29 protein-coding genes are annotated in these 14,426 nt (G+C 39.6%); all 29 read right to left on the bottom strand.

From position 1 onward, the window contains the following. Window positions 1-321: 321 nt before the first annotated feature. The 29 genes from rplQ to rpsJ all read right to left on the bottom strand — a co-directional run bounded on the left by rplQ (window position 322) and on the right by rpsJ (window position 14,396). The gene (gene rplQ, locus HMPREF9370_RS03265) at window positions 322-696 is read right to left on the bottom strand and encodes a 50S ribosomal protein L17 (protein ID WP_009115879.1); all 375 of its coding nucleotides are present in this window, start codon (window positions 694-696) and stop codon (window positions 322-324) included. Between the two features lie 24 nt (window positions 697-720). After that, window positions 721-1,704 (bottom strand): DNA-directed RNA polymerase subunit alpha, encoded by a 984-nt coding sequence (locus HMPREF9370_RS03260; protein ID WP_040666840.1) that lies wholly within the window; start codon window positions 1,702-1,704, stop codon window positions 721-723. A 25-nt stretch (window positions 1,705-1,729) separates the two neighbouring features. Beyond that, window positions 1,730-2,350: a 30S ribosomal protein S4 gene (gene rpsD / locus HMPREF9370_RS03255; protein WP_009115877.1), complete on the bottom strand. Its 621-nt coding sequence runs from the start codon at window positions 2,348-2,350 to the stop codon at window positions 1,730-1,732. A gap of 18 nt (window positions 2,351-2,368) precedes the next feature. Then, window positions 2,369-2,764 (bottom strand): 30S ribosomal protein S11, encoded by a 396-nt coding sequence (gene rpsK, locus HMPREF9370_RS03250; protein WP_002216249.1) that lies wholly within the window; start codon window positions 2,762-2,764, stop codon window positions 2,369-2,371. A 20-nt stretch (window positions 2,765-2,784) separates the two neighbouring features. Continuing rightward, window positions 2,785-3,147, bottom strand: a complete 363-nt coding sequence (gene rpsM / locus HMPREF9370_RS03245) for a 30S ribosomal protein S13 (RefSeq protein WP_009115876.1) — start codon at window positions 3,145-3,147, stop codon at window positions 2,785-2,787. A gap of 59 nt (window positions 3,148-3,206) precedes the next feature. Next, window positions 3,207-3,320: a 50S ribosomal protein L36 gene (gene rpmJ, locus HMPREF9370_RS11780; RefSeq protein ID WP_049259016.1), complete on the bottom strand. Its 114-nt coding sequence runs from the start codon at window positions 3,318-3,320 to the stop codon at window positions 3,207-3,209. A gap of 21 nt (window positions 3,321-3,341) precedes the next feature. Continuing rightward, window positions 3,342-3,560: a translation initiation factor IF-1 gene (gene infA, locus HMPREF9370_RS03240; RefSeq protein WP_009115875.1), complete on the bottom strand. Its 219-nt coding sequence runs from the start codon at window positions 3,558-3,560 to the stop codon at window positions 3,342-3,344. Between the two features lie 2 nt (window positions 3,561-3,562). Continuing rightward, a complete protein-coding gene (gene secY, locus HMPREF9370_RS03235) occupies window positions 3,563-4,855 on the bottom strand; it encodes a preprotein translocase subunit SecY (protein ID WP_009115874.1) in 1,293 nt (430 codons plus the stop codon). Between the two features lie 11 nt (window positions 4,856-4,866). After that, window positions 4,867-5,301: a 50S ribosomal protein L15 gene (gene rplO, locus HMPREF9370_RS03230; protein WP_009115873.1), complete on the bottom strand. Its 435-nt coding sequence runs from the start codon at window positions 5,299-5,301 to the stop codon at window positions 4,867-4,869. Then, window positions 5,302-5,487, bottom strand: coding sequence for a 50S ribosomal protein L30 (gene rpmD, locus HMPREF9370_RS11775; RefSeq protein WP_082391872.1), 186 nt, complete (start codon window positions 5,485-5,487; stop codon window positions 5,302-5,304). Window positions 5,488-5,492: 5 nt separating this feature from the next. Then, entirely contained in the window at window positions 5,493-5,999 is a 507-nt protein-coding gene (gene rpsE / locus HMPREF9370_RS03225) for a 30S ribosomal protein S5 (RefSeq protein ID WP_009115871.1), read from the bottom strand. Window positions 6,000-6,027: 28 nt separating this feature from the next. After that, on the bottom strand, window positions 6,028-6,381 hold the full coding sequence (gene rplR / locus HMPREF9370_RS03220; protein WP_009115870.1) for a 50S ribosomal protein L18: 354 nt from the start codon (window positions 6,379-6,381) through the stop codon (window positions 6,028-6,030). Window positions 6,382-6,395: 14 nt separating this feature from the next. Next, complete coding sequence (gene rplF, locus HMPREF9370_RS03215) at window positions 6,396-6,929, bottom strand: 50S ribosomal protein L6 (RefSeq protein WP_009115869.1); 534 nt, start codon at window positions 6,927-6,929, stop codon at window positions 6,396-6,398. Window positions 6,930-6,946: 17 nt separating this feature from the next. Continuing rightward, window positions 6,947-7,339, bottom strand: a complete 393-nt coding sequence (rpsH, locus tag HMPREF9370_RS03210; protein WP_009115868.1) for a 30S ribosomal protein S8 — start codon at window positions 7,337-7,339, stop codon at window positions 6,947-6,949. 14 nt (window positions 7,340-7,353) lie between these two features. Then, entirely contained in the window at window positions 7,354-7,659 is a 306-nt protein-coding gene (gene rpsN / locus HMPREF9370_RS03205) for a 30S ribosomal protein S14 (RefSeq protein WP_040666838.1), read from the bottom strand. A gap of 2 nt (window positions 7,660-7,661) precedes the next feature. Next, complete coding sequence (gene rplE / locus HMPREF9370_RS03200) at window positions 7,662-8,201, bottom strand: 50S ribosomal protein L5 (RefSeq protein ID WP_009115866.1); 540 nt, start codon at window positions 8,199-8,201, stop codon at window positions 7,662-7,664. Window positions 8,202-8,216: 15 nt separating this feature from the next. Further along, a complete protein-coding gene (rplX, locus tag HMPREF9370_RS03195) occupies window positions 8,217-8,540 on the bottom strand; it encodes a 50S ribosomal protein L24 (protein WP_009115865.1) in 324 nt (107 codons plus the stop codon). Between the two features lie 11 nt (window positions 8,541-8,551). Continuing rightward, entirely contained in the window at window positions 8,552-8,920 is a 369-nt protein-coding gene (gene rplN / locus HMPREF9370_RS03190) for a 50S ribosomal protein L14 (protein WP_009115864.1), read from the bottom strand. Between the two features lie 221 nt (window positions 8,921-9,141). Further along, on the bottom strand, window positions 9,142-9,405 hold the full coding sequence (rpsQ, locus tag HMPREF9370_RS03185) for a 30S ribosomal protein S17 (RefSeq protein WP_009115863.1): 264 nt from the start codon (window positions 9,403-9,405) through the stop codon (window positions 9,142-9,144). After that, complete coding sequence (gene rpmC, locus HMPREF9370_RS03180; protein ID WP_040667401.1) at window positions 9,405-9,596, bottom strand: 50S ribosomal protein L29; 192 nt, start codon at window positions 9,594-9,596, stop codon at window positions 9,405-9,407. The genes rpsQ and rpmC overlap by 1 nt, the downstream gene beginning before the upstream one ends. Then, window positions 9,596-10,012, bottom strand: coding sequence for a 50S ribosomal protein L16 (gene rplP / locus HMPREF9370_RS03175; RefSeq protein ID WP_009115861.1), 417 nt, complete (start codon window positions 10,010-10,012; stop codon window positions 9,596-9,598). The genes rpmC and rplP overlap by 1 nt, the downstream gene beginning before the upstream one ends. Further along, window positions 9,996-10,691, bottom strand: a complete 696-nt coding sequence (rpsC, locus tag HMPREF9370_RS03170; protein ID WP_009115860.1) for a 30S ribosomal protein S3 — start codon at window positions 10,689-10,691, stop codon at window positions 9,996-9,998. The genes rplP and rpsC overlap by 17 nt, the downstream gene beginning before the upstream one ends. 9 nt (window positions 10,692-10,700) lie before the next feature. Beyond that, complete coding sequence (gene rplV, locus HMPREF9370_RS03165; RefSeq protein ID WP_009115859.1) at window positions 10,701-11,030, bottom strand: 50S ribosomal protein L22; 330 nt, start codon at window positions 11,028-11,030, stop codon at window positions 10,701-10,703. 8 nt (window positions 11,031-11,038) lie between these two features. Then, window positions 11,039-11,317 carry a 30S ribosomal protein S19 gene (gene rpsS / locus HMPREF9370_RS03160; RefSeq protein WP_009115858.1) on the bottom strand — a complete coding sequence of 93 codons (279 nt, stop codon included), beginning with the start codon at window positions 11,315-11,317 and terminating at the stop codon, window positions 11,039-11,041. A gap of 5 nt (window positions 11,318-11,322) precedes the next feature. After that, the gene (gene rplB / locus HMPREF9370_RS03155; RefSeq protein ID WP_009115857.1) at window positions 11,323-12,159 is read right to left on the bottom strand and encodes a 50S ribosomal protein L2; all 837 of its coding nucleotides are present in this window, start codon (window positions 12,157-12,159) and stop codon (window positions 11,323-11,325) included. A 4-nt stretch (window positions 12,160-12,163) separates the two neighbouring features. Then, window positions 12,164-12,478 (bottom strand): 50S ribosomal protein L23, encoded by a 315-nt coding sequence (rplW, locus tag HMPREF9370_RS03150; RefSeq protein WP_174262995.1) that lies wholly within the window; start codon window positions 12,476-12,478, stop codon window positions 12,164-12,166. Then, window positions 12,475-13,095 (bottom strand): 50S ribosomal protein L4, encoded by a 621-nt coding sequence (gene rplD, locus HMPREF9370_RS03145; RefSeq protein WP_009115855.1) that lies wholly within the window; start codon window positions 13,093-13,095, stop codon window positions 12,475-12,477. Before rplD ends, rplW begins: the two co-directional genes overlap by 4 nt. Then, window positions 13,095-13,739: a 50S ribosomal protein L3 gene (gene rplC / locus HMPREF9370_RS03140; protein ID WP_009115854.1), complete on the bottom strand. Its 645-nt coding sequence runs from the start codon at window positions 13,737-13,739 to the stop codon at window positions 13,095-13,097. The genes rplD and rplC overlap by 1 nt, the downstream gene beginning before the upstream one ends. Window positions 13,740-14,084: 345 nt before the next feature. Next, entirely contained in the window at window positions 14,085-14,396 is a 312-nt protein-coding gene (gene rpsJ, locus HMPREF9370_RS03135) for a 30S ribosomal protein S10 (RefSeq protein WP_002642322.1), read from the bottom strand. Between the last annotated feature and the right edge of the window lie 30 nt (window positions 14,397-14,426).

The following is a 14,426-nucleotide window of genomic DNA, read 5'->3' as shown; positions in this document are numbered from 1 at the left end:
TAAAAAATTATTTGATTGCAAAAACGCCTTAGACTTATTGGCCTCATAAGTTTTATTTTGGAAATTTACATTTCCTCCAATACAGTATGGAATATCCAATCTCTTGGTTATCGCTTCAATTCTTTCAGACAGGCCTTCAAGCTTATAACAATTAAACTAAATATCCAGCACACAGCTGCTTGCTATATAAAAATCAATACTAATTAAAATATTAAGGACCGAATTCCATAATAAAACAATATGGATTTCAGTCCTTTTTCATGTCAACTACCTAAATATAGGTTAAAAGTTAACAGCATTAATTGATACAAGTCACTGCAATTACTCAGCAGCCTCTGCCGCTTTGTCTACCAATTCAACCAAAGCAAGAGGAGCATTGTCGCCTTTACGGAAACCGTATTTCAAGATGCGCACATAGCCACCATTGCGGCTAGCAAAACGCGGACCTAAATCATCAAACAATTTAACAACAACATCACGATCACGAGTGCGGTTGAATGCTAAACGACGGTTGGCCAAAGAAGGCTTCTTACCCAAAGTAATCAGAGGTTCAACAACACGGCGCAATTCTTTAGCTTTAGGCAAAGTAGTCACGATTGTTTCATGTGACAATAAAGAATTCGCCATATTGCGCAACATTGCAGCACGATGGCTGCTGGTACGGTTTAATTTACGGTTACCATTACGATGACGCATGTCATTATCCTTTAATATTTAAACTTACGGCTTTTCCAACCCAACAGGAGGCCAAGCTTCTAGTTTAGAACCCAACGTCAAGCCTTTGGATGCCAATACTTCTTTAATTTCATTCAAAGATTTACGACCCAAATTCGGAGTTTTTAATAACTCAGTTTCAGTACGTTGGATTAAATCACCAATATAATAAATATCTTCAGCTTTTAAGCAGTTAGCCGAACGCACCGTCAGTTCCAAATCGTCAACCGGTCTAAGCAGAATAGGATCAATAGGCGGAGCTTTCTCCTCAACCTCTTCTACCGAAGTCCCTTGCAAATCAGCAAAGATAGACATTTGGTCAATCAAAATGCGAGCAGCACTACGGATTGCTTCCTCAGGATCCAAAGAACCGTTTGTTTCTATATCCAGAACTAAACGATCCAAATCCGTACGTTGTTCAACCCTTGCAGCTTCTACATCAAAACTAACTCGACTGATAGGCGAAAAGCTCGCATCCAGTTGAATAGAACCAATCCTGTTATCATCACGCCCCGCTCGACGACCAGAAACAGATTGATAGCCACGCCCTTGTTCAACTTTGATTTCCATGTCAATGCTACCTGCACTAGCCAAGTGACAAATCACATGATCAGGATTAATAATTTCTACATCATGTGGTAGATCAATATCACCAGCCAAAACCGGACCAGCACCCGACTTCTTCAAAGTCAATAGAACTTCACTACGGCCATGAAGCTTAAATACAATACCTTTAATGTTCAAAAGAATATCTACAACATCTTCCTGAACACCATCTAAAGTAGAATATTCGTGTAATACCCCGGCAATAGTAACTTCAGTAGGCGCGAAACCATTCATGGACGACAGTAAGATACGGCGCAAAGCATTACCTAAAGTATGACCGAAACCGCGCTCAAAAGGCTGCATAGATACTTTTGCTCTAGTTGAAGATAAGGTATCTACATCAATTTGACGAGGTCTCAAAAATTCGGAAGTGCTATTTTGCATTTAACTGTCCCTCACAGAGCTAGTATTATTTAGAGTAGAACTCAACCACTAGCTGTTCATTAATATCGCCATACAGCTCAGATCGATCTGGCATATTTTTAAATATACCTTCCATCTTACCTGCATCCACAGAAACCCAGCTCGGCAGACCGATTTGTTCTGCCAATCCTAGTGCTTCTTGAATCCGAACTTGCTTTTTAGCCTTTTCACGTACAGCAACTACATCACCTGGTTTTACTTGGTATGAAGGAACATTGACAACCTGTCCATTAACAGTAATTGCTTTGTGCGATACCAATTGACGCGCTTCCGCACGGGTAGAACCAAAACCCATACGATACACAACATTATCTAAGCGAGATTCCAACAACTGGAGCAGTAGCTCACCTGTAGAACCTTTACGGCGTGAAGCTTCTGCAAAATAACGACGAAATTGGCGTTCTAATACGCCATAAATACGACGGATTTTTTGCTTCTCACGTAATTGCAGACCATAGTCAGACAAACGAGGTTTCTTGGCACCATGCTGACCAGGAGCAGAATCAATTTTACATTTAGACTCCAAAGAGCGACGAGCACTCTTCAGAAACAAATCAGTGCCTTCACGGCGAGCTAATTTACATTTAGAGCCGGTATAACGTGCCATGTTTCAATCACTCCAAAATTAAATACGACGTTTTTTAGGCGGACGGCAACCATTGTGGGGCAATGGAGTAACGTCAGTAATACTGGTAATTTTGAAACCCAGAGCATTCAATGCACGCACAGAAGATTCACGACCAGGCCCAGGACCCTTAATACGAACTTCCAAATTTTTTACGCCATACTCTTGGGCAACTTTACCAGCTGCTTCTGCTGCTACTTGAGCAGCAAACGGTGTACTTTTACGTGAACCTTTAAAACCAGCGCCCCCAGAGGTAGCCCAAGACAATGCATTGCCCTGACGGTCGGTGATAGTAATGATGGTATTGTTAAAAGATGCATGAACATGCACAATACCCTCACTCACAGTTTTACGTACTTTTTTACGTACACGCGAAGCTGTGTTTGCTTTAGCCATCTAAATTAATCCTTAAAAAATTATTTCTTACCTGCAATAGCTTTACGTGGGCCTTTGCGAGTTCTAGCATTCGTGCGAGTACGCTGACCTCGACAAGGCAAACCACGACGATGACGGAAGCCGCGATAGCAACCCATATCCATCAATCGCTTGATACTCATTGTTACTTCACGACGCAAATCACCTTCAATTTCATATTTACCAACTTGCTCACGCAAAGCTTCCAATTGAGTTTCGTCTAAATCTTTTACTTTAGTGCTAGCAGGCACTCCCGCAGCTTCGCAAATCAATTTAGCACGAGTAGATCCAATACCGTAAATAGCTTGTAAGCCAATAACGATGTGGGAATTATTAGGGATATTTACCCCTGCAATACGAGCCATATTTATTTCCTTTAAGGCAAAAACTCGTCACTATACCATAAAATCCTTAAACCAAGAAATTAACCTTGGCGTTGTTTATGACGAGGATCTGTACAAATTACACGAACTACACGGTTACGTCGAATAACCTTACAGTTGCGACAAATTTTTTTAACAGACGGCTGAACGCGCATCATTAGTTCCTTTCATCAAGATTACCGTGTTCTAAAAACAATTCGAGCACGAGTTAAATCATAAGGAGTCAGCTCAACAGTTACTTTATCTCCTGGAGAAATTCGTATGTAGTGCATACGCATTTTTCCCGAAATATGACCTAACACCACATGATCATTTTCAAGCTTTACTTTAAAAGTAGCATTGGGCAAAGTTTCTAAAATTTCACCCTGCATTTGTATAGTATCTTCTTTAGCCATTTTTACTTACGAGACAAAGACTTCATATTAAAATGCTCATACCGTTCAGTCATCTTATAGGAAGCGATTTGAGTGCTAAAATCCATGGTTACAACCACTAAAATCAATAAAGACGTACCACCCAAATAAAAGGGGATATTAACCTTTAAGGTTAAAAGTTCCGGTAATAAGCAAATACTTGTTATATAAAGCGCACCAAAAAAAGTTAAGCGCATTACAAGTTTTTCCAGATAATTAGCAGTCTGCTCACCTGGTCTGATGTTAGGAATAAAAGCACCACTTTTCTTTAAATTTTCCGCCATTTCTTTTGGAGAGAAAACGAGAGCTGTATAAAAATAACAGAAAAATATAATCAAAAAGGAGAACAATAATAAATACAAAGTCTGCCCATGACCTAACATTGACACCAATTGCGTCAACCAAGTTTCATTTTGGTTATTGCCAAGCCAACTTCCTATTGTAGCAGGAAACATGATTAAACTGGATGCAAATATCGGGGGAATTACCCCTGACATATTCAATTTAAATGGCATGTGGGTATTTTGTCCGCCAATTACTTGCCTTTTTGCATAATGAATAGGCACTTTTCTTAATGCACTCTCAAAACATACAACAATATAAACCAGGAAAATAACTCCCAATCCAATAGCAATAACTTGGAGTACACCAGTAGAGTCATTATTTAATAATGTAAGTAATTGTTTTATTCCTGAAGGGATACCTGCAGCAATACCTGCAGTAATAATCAAAGAAATACCATTACCAATACCTCGCTCAGTCATTTGCTCCCCTAGCCACATCAAAAACATAGTTCCACCGACTAAGCAAACTATCGCTGAGATATAAAACTCAAATTTAGAAACAATGACTAAATTTTCTTGGCTATAAACCAAACTTGCAACGCCAATACTCTGCAAGGTAGCCAATAAGACTGTACCAATTCGCGTGTATTTAGTAATAACTCTTCTACCAGCATCACCTTCTTTTTTCAAAGACTTTAAAGAAGGTAATATTTCAGACGCCAATTGCATTACAATTGACGCCGAAATATAAGGCATAATACCAATTGCAAATATACTAAAACGTTCCAAGGATCCACCTGAAAACATATTTAGCATACCAAGTATTCCAGCACTCTGATTTTGATAAGCCTTAGCAAGAATAGCTGCATCGACACCTGGCACAGGTATATGAGTACCAATTCTATAGATAATTAGCGCTCCGAGTAAAAATAACAATCTATTTTTCAAATCATTAAATTTTACAGAACCCGATTTGGATTGTTGATAAGCCAATTTACTAAACCTTACTCTTCTACTTTACCGCCAGCAGCCTCAATAGCAGCTTTAGCACCTTGAGTCACTCTAATACCTTTTAAATAAACACTTTTCTTGATCTCACCTGAAGCAATCACTTTTACAGTTGTAGCATTTAAAGGAATTAGCCCAGCTTGTTTCAAAACCAACAAATCAATTTCTTGTACTGCAATTGAATCCAGCTCATTCAATCGAATTTCTACCGAGAGTCGGGCAGTTAGTGATTTAAAACCACGCTTAGGTAAGCGACGCTGTAACGGCATTTGTCCGCCTTCAAAGCCTGTTTTATGAAAACCACCTGATCTGCTCTTCTGGCCTTTATGGCCACGACCACAAGTTTTACCTAAACCACTACCAATACCACGACCAACTCTACGTTTCGCATGTGTAGCACCTTTGGCAGGTTGAATAGTATTCAATAACATTTAAGACTCCACTTTTAAAAGGTAACTTACCTTATTAATCATACCGCGATTTTCTGGAGTATCTAAAACTTCAACAGTATGCTCACGATGGCGTAATCCTAAGCCTCGGACACAATTACGATGAGAGCCGATTGTACCAATTAAACTTTTTACTAGAGTCACTTTAATTTTTTTCTGCTCAGTCATCATTATCACCCAGAAATTTCTTCTACTGTTAAACCACGCTTAGCTGCAATTTCAGAAGGGGTATATAACTTAGATAAACCATCCAAAGTTGCACGAACTATATTATAGGGATTCGTTGAACCGTGGACTTTTGCTGATATATTATGAATACCCATTGCATCAAAAATCAAACGCATAGGGCCACCGGCTTTTACGCCACTTCCTTCTTTAGCAGGTTGCATAAAAACTCGAGTTGCTCCATGTTTACCTATCACTTCATGATGAATAGTTCCCTCCTTTAAAGGGACTTTAATCATTGAACGACGAGCTTGATCCATTGCCTTTTGAACAGCAACAGGCACTTCACGTGACTTACCTTTACCCATACCGATACGGCCATCACCATCACCAACAACGGTTAGCGCAGAAAAGGCCATAATCCGCCCACCCTTCACCACTTTTGTTACACGGTTAACAGCCACCATTTTTTCAATTAAGCCGTCGCCGCGCTCTTCAGTATCATGTTTTGCCATGTCTCAGATCTCCAAAATCCTTAAATCTTTAGAAGCTCAAACCATTCTCACGAGCTGCTTCTGCTAATGCTTTAACTCGACCATGATATTGAAAACCAGATCTATCAAAAGCAACCACATCAATACCAGCTGTTTTAGCTTTTTGCGCAATGCGTTTACCAATAAATGCTGCAGCTTCAACATTTGAGCTTGATTTCAATTCTTTCCGAACATCAGCTTCTAAAGTGGACGCTGATACCAGAACTTGACCACCATCAGCGCTAATTACTTGAGCGTAAATATGGTTATTTGTACGAAAAACGCACAATCTAACAATCTTTAAATCCGCAATTCTCGCACGTGTTTTTCGAGCACGACGGAGTCTTGTTGCATGTTTATCCATTAATGGAACCTCAATTATTTCTTCTTAGCTTCTTTCATCACTACCACTTCACCAACATAACGAACTCCTTTACCTTTATAAGGCTCAGGTGGACGAAACGCGCGAATTTCAGCCGCTACTTGACCAACGACTTGCTTATTAGCCCCATTCAATACAATTTCTGTTTGAGTCGGTGTTTGAACCGTGACACCTTCTGGCATCTCATAATTTATTGGATGAGAGAAACCTAATGATAAATTTAAAACTTTACCTTGAGCTTGCGCTCTATAACCGACACCGATTAATTGTAACTTCTTTTCAAACCCCTCAGAAACACCTTTTACCATATTAGCAACTAATGCACGAACGGTACCAGACATTGCACGAGAATGTTTACTGTTATTAGCAGCAACGAAAGTTAGCTGGCTATTATCCAATTCAACCTTTACTTCGTCACCCAAGGGAAATGATAACTCACCATTTTTACCCTTCACAGTCAAAACGTCTGTTCCAAATTTAATTTCTACGCCAGTTGGAACAGTTACTGGATTTTTTGCTACGCGAGACATCTTAAAAATTCTCCCTGTTATGCAACCACACACAATAACTCACCACCAACACCAGTAGCACGAGCTTTACGGTCAGTCATAACTCCCTTTGAAGTACTAATAATAGCAACTCCCAATCCATTCATAACAGTCGGAATTTCACCAGAACCTTTATATACTCGCAATCCAGGTCTTGAAACTCGTTTAATTTGTTCTATAACCGGTCTGCCTGCATAATATTTTAACTGAATTTCAAGCACCTGTTTTAAATCACCTGAAACAGAATAACTTTCAATATAGCCTTCCTCTTGCAAAACTTTTGCAATTGCGCATTTTAATTTAGAAGACGGCATAGAAACAGCAGCTTTATTAGCGCACTGAGCATTACGGATACGAGTTAACATATCGGAAATAGGATCATGCATACTCATTTAATTTTCTCCTATTACCAGCTGGCTTTAATAACACCCGGGATTTCGCCACGCATAGCAATTTCTCGGATTTTAATACGGCCCAAGCCGAATTTACGAAATGTTCCACGAGGGCGACCAGTAATCGCACAACGACGACGCTGACGAACTGGTGCAGCATTACGCGGAATAGCTTGTAGTTTCAAACGAGCCTCAAAGCGTTCTTCATCAGTAGCTTGAGCATCATTAATGACTGCAAAAATAGCCGCACGCTTAGCAGAATATTTTTTAGCTAACGCAATACGTTTAGCTTCTCGATTAATTAGTGCTTTTTTAGCCATGATCATCCTTTAAACGGAAACTTAAACAAAGATAATAACGCTTTAGCTTCATCATCAGTTTTAGCAGTAGTAGTGATCGTAATATTCAATCCACGCAAAGCATCAATTTTATCATATTCAATTTCAGGAAAAATGATTTGTTCGCGCACACCCATGTTATAGTTACCACGACCATCAAATGACTTACCACTTACACCACGAAAATCGCGCACACGCGGCAAAGCAATAGTAACCAGTCGATCAAGAAATTCAAACATTTGACCACGACGTAAAGTTACTTTACATCCCACCGGATAGCCATCACGAATCTTAAAGCCAGCAATAGATTTTCTAGCCACAGTCACCACAGGCTTTTGACCCGCAATCTTTTCCAAATCAGCAACAGCATGCTCCATTACTTTCTTATCAGCAACAGCCTCGCCAACTCCCATATTTAAAGTTATCTTTTCAATACGGGGAACTTCCATAATTGATTTATACCCAAATTGCTTTGTCAACTCAGGCACTACTACATCTGTATAATAATCTTTCAAACGAGCCATCTCAACTATAACTCCTTAAATACCAATCTTAGCACCATTGGATTTAAAGACCCGAATGCGTTTAACTTTGCCTTCAGCCTCAACCAACTTAATACCAACTCGATCTGCTTTATTTGTCTCAGGATTTAAAACAGCAACATTAGAAATAGCCAAAGGCATATTTTTTGTCATCACACCACCTTCAACACCTCTCATCGGATTGGGTTTTTGATGCCGCTTGACTTGATTGACACCATCAACTATCAACTTATCCCCCAAAACTCGAAGCACTTGCCCTTGCTTACCCTTATCCTTACCAGCAATAACAATAACCGTATCACCTTTAATAATTTTATTCATCGCCACCTCCTTTACAATACTTCAGGCGCTAATGAGACGATTTTCATAAAACGCTCAGTACGAAGCTCTCGAGTAACTGGACCAAAAATTCGGGTCCCCATTGGCTCAAGCTTATTATTTAGCAATACAGCAGCATTATTATCAAATTTAATCAACGCACCATCAGGACGACGAACACCTTTCGCAGTACGCACAACTACTGCATTATACACATCACCTTTTTTTACTCGTCCACGAGGAGCCGCATCTTTAACTGCCACCTTAACAATATCACCCACATTAGCGTAGCGACGTTTAGATCCACCCAATACCTTAATGCACATTACACGGCGCGCACCAGAATTATCAGCCACATCTAGAATGGTCTGCATTTGAATCATTTCTTTACCTTAATAATAAATCCAACTTAATTTACCACTTTCAAAATTTACTCTTAAAAACTGAACAAAGTAAATTTTGAAACCTATATGGTTCAAGTAAACCAGTCTTGGGTCCCGAAGGGAGAATCTTTCAAGAACTGAAAGCAATTAGCGGAGTTTACAGAATTTTTAGAATTTCCGCAAGCTCCGCCTCCAACTATTTACATACGACTAATGTAAAGTTAAACAGATCGAGCTTTTTCAACTATTTTCTTTACTGTCCATGATTTAGTTTTCGATAGAGGACGACTTTCTTCAATTACAACAATGTCACCAATACCATATTGATTCTGTTCGTCATGCGCATGAATCTTAGTAGAACGGCGAATTACTTTCCCATACAAAGGATGTTTAACTTTACGCTCCACCAATACTGTTACAGTTTTGTCCATTTTATCGCTTACAACTCTACCTAACAAGGTACGTACATTTTTTAATTCGCTCATTATTTCACACCTTTTTCAGTTAAAATAGTTTTAACACGAGCAATATTACGACGCACCCTGGTCAGCTCGCTAGTATTACCCAACTGGCCAGTAGCATGTTGCATTCTGAGACTAAATTGTGTCTTCAACAGATCCAATAAATCGGCTTGCAGTTGCTCAACTGATTTGTTTTTCAACTCATTAGCTTTCATCATTTACCTACCTGTCTAGTTACAAACACCGTGGGAATTGGCAGTTTCGCAGCAGCTAAAGTAAACGCTTCTCGAGCTAAAGATTCCGCCACACCATCCATTTCATACAAAACCTTGCCAGGCTTTACTTCAGCAACATAATATTCAACAGAACCTTTTCCTCCGCCCATACGAACTTGAATGGGCTTTTCAGTAATAGGTTTATCAGGAAACACCCGAATCCAGATACGACCACCTCTTTTAATATGACGAGTCATTGCACGACGGGCTGCCTCAATCTGACGAGCAGTCAAACGACCTCTTCCTACAGCTTTTAATCCAAAATCACCAAAATTTACTACGTTACCGCTTGTTGCGATACCAGTATTGCGACCTTTATGCTGTTTCCGGTATTTCATTCTAGTTGGTTGCAGCATTTCGACCACCCTTTCTGCGTTTATTTTCTTGCTCTGAACGAGACTGAGCTAACTCTTTACCTTCCCCGGTATATACCCAGACTTTCAAGCCAATCACACCATAAGTAGTATGTGCTTCACTAGTAGCATAGTCTACTTTGGCTCTCAAAGTATGCAGAGGAACACGACCTTCACGATACCATTCACTACGTGCAATATCCGCACCATTTAAACGGCCTGAAGTCATTATTTTAATACCCTTTGCACCCGCTCTCATTGCATTCTGCATAGAGCGCTTCATTGCACGGCGAAACTGCACTCGCTTCTCCAATTGCTGTGCAATACCGTCAGCAATAATCTGTGCATCTAACTCCGGTTTACGAATTTCTTCAATATTAACGTGAACCGGAACACCTAATAATTTCTGCAGATCATGTTTTAATACTTCAATATCCTCACCCTTCTTACCAATTACTACACCGGGCCGTGCAGAATAAATAGTAATACGGGCAGATTTTGCGGGGCGCTCAATAATTACACGACCAACAGATGCACCAACTAAACGTCCACGCAAATAATCCCGGACATCAATATCTTGCTTCAAAACCGTCGCAAATTCATTATTTTTAGCAAACCATTTAGATGACCAATCTTTATTTACTGCTAAACGAAAGCCAGTTGGATGAATTTTTTGTCCCATAGCTTTTCCTTAATTACCTACTGCCACATTAATATGACAAGTCTGTTTTTCAATGCGATTACCACGACCTTTGGCACGAGCTTGAAAACGTTTTAGTGATGCAGCTTTATCAACATATATTGCAACCACTTTTAACTCATCAATATCAGCACTTTCATTATGCTCTGCATTTGCAATAGCTGATTCCAGCACTTTTTTAATTAGCTCAGCGCCTTTTTTAGGACTAAATGTCAATATATTCAAGGCTTGTGCAACACCTTTACCACGAATCATATCTGCAACCAAACGAGCCTTTTGAGCAGAAATTCGTGCATTTTTATGTTGTGCATATACTCTCATGATTAACCTTATTTCTTTTTAGCTTTTTTATCAGCTAAATGACCTTTAAAAGTACGAGTCAATGAGAACTCACCCAGTTTATGACCAACCATATTGTCACTAATAAATACTGGCACATGAGTGCGTCCATTATGAACAGCAATAGTTAAGCCAATAAAATCAGGCAATATAGTAGAACGACGAGACCAAGTTTTAATTGGGCGCTTATCATTATTTGCACGAGCTGTATCTACCTTTTTAAGTAGATGCAAATCTACATATGGACCTTTTTTTAGAGAACGAGCCATATTAATTAACCTTTATTAGAATAACGACGACGAACAATCATATTATCCGTACGCTTATTGTTACGGGTTCGATAACCTTTAGACGGGGTACCCCATGGACTAACAGGCTCACGCGCCTCGCCCGTACGGCCTTCACCACCACCATGAGGATGGTCAACAGGATTCATTACCACTCCTCGAACTGTGGGACGAATACCACGCCAACGATTAGCACCTGCTTTACCTATTTTCTTCAGGCTTTGTTCTTCATTACCAACTTCACCAACGGTCGCGCGACAATCGATATGAATCCTACGGACCTCCCCTGAGCGCAAACGAACTTGAGCATAAATACCTTCTTTCGCAAGCAGAACAGCTGAAGCACCTGCAGATCTTGCTATTTGAGCACCCTTACCAGGCTTAATTTCAATACAATGAATTGTTGTACCAACGGGAATATTACGAATAGGCAAAGCATTACCTACTTTAATTGGCGCCTCAGAACCAGACACTAGAACATCTCCAGACTGAACACCTCTCGGAGCAATAATATAACGCCTTTCTCCATCAGCATAGCATAACAATGCAATATACGCAGTTCGATTAGGATCATATTCAATGCGTTCTACTTTTGCAGAAATACCATCCTTACTGTTACGCTTAAAATCTATCACACGATAATGGTGTTTATGTCCACCTCCCTTATGTCGTGTAGTAATATGCCCGTTATTATTACGACCAGCGGTAGAATTCTTTTTCTCTATTAGAGGGGCGTATGGAGTACCTTTATATAACCCTTCTGTTACAACACGAACCATACCACGACGACCAGCAGAGGTAGGCTTCATTTTTACAATAGCCATAATTTTATTCCTTATCTGCAGTTGCAGCAGCAGCTTCTAAATCTAATGATTGCCCAGAAACCAATTTAACATAAGCTTTCTTCGCATCACTACGCCGCCCTAATGTTCGACCAAAATGTTTTACCTTGCCTTTAATAGAAACAGTCGTCACAGAAGCCACCTTTACACCAAATAACAATTCAACCGCAGCTTTCACTTCAAGCTTAGTTGCATCAGGCAACACTTTAAACGTCATTTGATTACGCTTTTCAGCTAACAAGTTGCTTTTTTCAGAAACAACAGGAGCTAAAATTACTTTCATTAAACGTAATTGATTCATACCCATTGCTCCTCAAGTTGCGCAACAGCCTCCTTAGTAACCACTACTTTTTTATAACGAAGAAGACTATATGGATCTATATGCCGAACTTCCACGACCAGCACATTTGGTAAGTTACGAGAAGAAAGATAAATATTTTCATCTAATTGCTTAGTAACAAATAGCACTTGCTCCATTCCCAATTGTTTTACTTTACTAGCAAATTCTTTAGTTTTTGGAGTAGCTGCAGACAAATTCTCAATTACATACAAACGTTCGTCTCGAACCAGCTGAGACAAAATAGTAGCCATCCCAGCACGATACATTTTACGATTAACTTTTTGTGTAAAATTCTCATCAGGCTTATTAGGAAATGCACGACCACCACTTCTCCACAAAGGTGAGGAAGTCATACCCGAACGAGCTCTACCAGTACCTTTTTGACGCCAAGGCTTTTTAGTAGAGTGTTTTACTTCTGCTCGCGTTAATTGAGCACGATTGCCTGAACGAGCGTTTGCCAAAAAAGCTGTAACCAACTGATGAACTAACGCTTCATTATACTCACGATCAAATAAAGCATCTGATACTGCTAAACTACCAGAAACTTGGCCTTGAGCATCGATTATTTTCAATTCCATTACGCACCTACTTTCACGCTAGGACGCACAATTACATCACTATTTACCGCACCAGGCACAGCACCTTTTACCAACAGCAACTGGCGGTCCTCATCAACTCGAACAACTTCTAAATTTTGCACCGTTGATTTTGTGTTGCCATATTGACCTGCCATGCGTTTACCAGGAAACACACGGCCTGGATCTTGTGCCATACCAATAGAACCAGGTACACGATGCGAACGAGAGTTACCATGAGAAGTTCGCTGCGCGCCAAAATTATGGCGCTTAATCGTACCGGAGAAACCTTTACCCTTTGAGGTACCTGTCACATCCACCAACTGGCCTTCAGAAAACATAGCAACAGTAATTTCACCACCAGCCTGCAGCTCACCTAAATCACTTTCAGATAAACTAAACTCAATTAAGCCACGGCCAGCTTCCACACCTGCCTTAGCAAAGTGCCCAGCCTCAGCTTTATTGACATGGTTAGTTTTTTTCTGACCAAAGGTAACTTGAACAGCAATATAGCCATCAATCTCTTTGGATTTTACTTGGGTAATACGATTCGCAGACATATCTAACACTGTCACCGGAATAGAAGCACCTTGTTCCGTAAACACTCGAGTCATGCCTACCTTACGTCCAACCAGACCTAACGTCATGATTTTTCCTTATTAACTTAAATTCGATTACGATTGATCGATTATTTCCAGTAAAAATAAACTTAGCAAAATGCCAAGTTTCGGACTATACCACATTAACAACTTCTTTTACAAGAAAAATTTAATATGGCATCTAAAATATAATATGCAGTTAACTATAATTATGAAACCTAATCCGTCACACTTCACTAACTTATCTTGCCGCGTTATTTGCAACACCTATAACCTTCACCTCATATGGATGTCATATCCACGACAATAAATTTAATTACTCGCACTCAAAAAAAACTCCTAGACAATTAAAATATCTAGGAGTTTTTTAGACACCACTCAAACTGAGGATTTTTATTGCACTTTAATTTCTACATCTACGCCTGCAGGCAAGTCCAGTTTCATCAAAGCATCAGTAGTTTTATCAGTCCAATCAACAATGTCCATTAAACGCAAATGAGTTCTAATTTCCAATTGCTCACGTGAAGTCTTATTTACGTGAGGTGATCGCAAAATATTAAAGCGCTCAATTTTTGTTGGCAAGGGAATTGGGCCCTTTACTACAGCACCTGTACGTTTAGCAGTTTCTACAATCTCTTGAGCTGAACGATCAATCAGACTATAGTCATATGCTTTTAAACGGATACGGATTTTTTGATTTGCCATTTATCTATATCCTTTTGAATTAAGCAATAA

The sequence above is a fragment of the Neisseria wadsworthii 9715 genome (genome assembly GCF_000227765.1).
Taxonomy (GTDB): domain Bacteria; phylum Pseudomonadota; class Gammaproteobacteria; order Burkholderiales; family Neisseriaceae; genus Neisseria; species Neisseria wadsworthii.
Note: the sequence above shows the minus strand (reverse complement) of the source record. Positions and strands in the feature narration are given on the sequence as shown.

What these genes read in the sequence shown, in the direction of transcription:
- rpsD (WP_009115877.1), bottom strand. Translation starts at nt 2,350, where the DNA reads ATGGCACGTTATACCGGCTCTAAATGTAAATTAGCTCGCCGTGAAGGC.
- rplF (WP_009115869.1), bottom strand. Translation starts at nt 6,929, where the DNA reads ATGTCTCGCGTAGCAAAAAATCCAGTAACTGTTCCAACTGGCGTAGAA.
- rpsJ (WP_002642322.1), bottom strand. Translation starts at nt 14,396, where the DNA reads ATGGCAAATCAAAAAATCCGTATCCGTTTAAAAGCATATGACTATAGT.
- rplC (WP_009115854.1), bottom strand. Translation starts at nt 13,739, where the DNA reads ATGACGTTAGGTCTGGTTGGACGTAAGGTAGGCATGACTCGAGTGTTT.
- rplQ (WP_009115879.1), bottom strand. Translation starts at nt 696, where the DNA reads ATGCGTCATCGTAATGGTAACCGTAAATTAAACCGTACCAGCAGCCAT.
- rplX (WP_009115865.1), bottom strand. Translation starts at nt 8,540, where the DNA reads ATGAATAAAATTATTAAAGGTGATACGGTTATTGTTATTGCTGGTAAG.
- rpmJ (WP_049259016.1), bottom strand. Translation starts at nt 3,320, where the DNA reads ATGCGCGTTCAGCCGTCTGTTAAAAAAATTTGTCGCAACTGTAAGGTT.
- rplP (WP_009115861.1), bottom strand. Translation starts at nt 10,012, where the DNA reads ATGCTGCAACCAACTAGAATGAAATACCGGAAACAGCATAAAGGTCGC.
- infA (WP_009115875.1), bottom strand. Translation starts at nt 3,560, where the DNA reads ATGGCTAAAGAAGATACTATACAAATGCAGGGTGAAATTTTAGAAACT.
- rplR (WP_009115870.1), bottom strand. Translation starts at nt 6,381, where the DNA reads ATGGATAAACATGCAACAAGACTCCGTCGTGCTCGAAAAACACGTGCG.
- HMPREF9370_RS03260 (WP_040666840.1), bottom strand. Translation starts at nt 1,704, where the DNA reads ATGCAAAATAGCACTTCCGAATTTTTGAGACCTCGTCAAATTGATGTA.
- rpsQ (WP_009115863.1), bottom strand. Translation starts at nt 9,405, where the DNA reads ATGAGCGAATTAAAAAATGTACGTACCTTGTTAGGTAGAGTTGTAAGC.
- rpsS (WP_009115858.1), bottom strand. Translation starts at nt 11,317, where the DNA reads ATGGCTCGTTCTCTAAAAAAAGGTCCATATGTAGATTTGCATCTACTT.
- rpmC (WP_040667401.1), bottom strand. Translation starts at nt 9,596, where the DNA reads ATGAAAGCTAATGAGTTGAAAAACAAATCAGTTGAGCAACTGCAAGCC.
- rpsK (WP_002216249.1), bottom strand. Translation starts at nt 2,764, where the DNA reads ATGGCTAAAGCAAACACAGCTTCGCGTGTACGTAAAAAAGTACGTAAA.
- rpsE (WP_009115871.1), bottom strand. Translation starts at nt 5,999, where the DNA reads ATGGCAAAACATGATACTGAAGAGCGCGGCGACGGCTTAATTGAAAAA.
- rplV (WP_009115859.1), bottom strand. Translation starts at nt 11,030, where the DNA reads ATGAGAGTATATGCACAACATAAAAATGCACGAATTTCTGCTCAAAAG.
- rplO (WP_009115873.1), bottom strand. Translation starts at nt 5,301, where the DNA reads ATGTTATTGAATACTATTCAACCTGCCAAAGGTGCTACACATGCGAAA.
- rplN (WP_009115864.1), bottom strand. Translation starts at nt 8,920, where the DNA reads ATGATTCAAATGCAGACCATTCTAGATGTGGCTGATAATTCTGGTGCG.
- rpsM (WP_009115876.1), bottom strand. Translation starts at nt 3,147, where the DNA reads ATGGCTCGTATTGCAGGGGTAAATATCCCTAATAATTCCCACATCGTT.
- rpsN (WP_040666838.1), bottom strand. Translation starts at nt 7,659, where the DNA reads ATGGCTAAAAAAGCACTAATTAATCGAGAAGCTAAACGTATTGCGTTA.
- rplW (WP_174262995.1), bottom strand. Translation starts at nt 12,478, where the DNA reads ATGAATCAATTACGTTTAATGAAAGTAATTTTAGCTCCTGTTGTTTCT.
- rplE (WP_009115866.1), bottom strand. Translation starts at nt 8,201, where the DNA reads ATGGCTCGTTTGAAAGATTATTATACAGATGTAGTAGTGCCTGAGTTG.
- rpsH (WP_009115868.1), bottom strand. Translation starts at nt 7,339, where the DNA reads ATGAGTATGCATGATCCTATTTCCGATATGTTAACTCGTATCCGTAAT.
- rpmD (WP_082391872.1), bottom strand. Translation starts at nt 5,487, where the DNA reads ATGACTGAGCAGAAAAAAATTAAAGTGACTCTAGTAAAAAGTTTAATT.
- rplD (WP_009115855.1), bottom strand. Translation starts at nt 13,095, where the DNA reads ATGGAATTGAAAATAATCGATGCTCAAGGCCAAGTTTCTGGTAGTTTA.
- rpsC (WP_009115860.1), bottom strand. Translation starts at nt 10,691, where the DNA reads ATGGGACAAAAAATTCATCCAACTGGCTTTCGTTTAGCAGTAAATAAA.
- rplB (WP_009115857.1), bottom strand. Translation starts at nt 12,159, where the DNA reads ATGGCTATTGTAAAAATGAAGCCTACCTCTGCTGGTCGTCGTGGTATG.